Raw genomic sequence first — 715 nt, forward strand, 5'->3', positions numbered from 1 at the left:
CGGTCGTCACGGCGGTCATCGCGCCGGTCGTCGCGACGGAAGGGGGGACGGTCGCCGCCACGGTTGTCGTCACGACGGTCGTCGCGGCGGAAGGCCGGACGGTCGCCACGGTCGTCACGGCGGGGACCCCGGTCCCGGTCGTCCCGACGCGGTCCACGGTCGCGGTCGTCACGCTGGAACGCCGGACGAGAGCCACGATCACCCTCACGCCGGTCGTCACGGCGGCCGTAGCCGCCACCGCGGTTGTCGCCACGGTTGTCGTCACGGCGGAAGCCACCACGGTCACCACGGTCGCGATCGCCCGGACGGTCGTCGCGCCGACCGCCATAGCCGCCGCGGTCACCGGAACCACCGCGGTTGTCGTCACGCCGGCCGTGTCCGCCGCCGCCACGGTTGTCATCACGACGGTCGTCACGCCGGAAGGCCGGACGGTCACCACGGTCACGGTCGCCGCGGTAGCCGCCACGATCGCCCCGGTCCCCACTGTCCCGTCGCCGCTGGTCGCGCTCCGGTCGATCGTCGGGAGAGTTGGTGGACATGGTGACTCCTGTCTTCGGTACGCAAGTCATTCTCGCGCAACCGGGAACCCGGCGCGCTCCGGAAAAACAAAAAAGGACCCCTGGCCCCAGCTGAACGCTGGGACCAGGGGTCCTTCCAAAGATTGTTCGGCGGTGTCCTACTCTCCCACAGGGTCCCCCCTGCAGTACCATCGGCG

The 715-nt window shown here is 70.8% G+C and carries 1 pseudogene; it reads right to left on the bottom strand.

The features are described 5' to 3' along the window. Positions 1-445: pseudogene (locus IE275_RS45725) on the bottom strand (hypothetical protein); the annotation flags it as partial. Positions 446-715 lie beyond the last annotated feature (270 nt).

The sequence above is a fragment of the Streptomyces phaeofaciens genome (genome assembly GCF_014648915.1).
In the GTDB taxonomy this organism is placed as follows: domain Bacteria; phylum Actinomycetota; class Actinomycetes; order Streptomycetales; family Streptomycetaceae; genus Streptomyces; species Streptomyces phaeofaciens.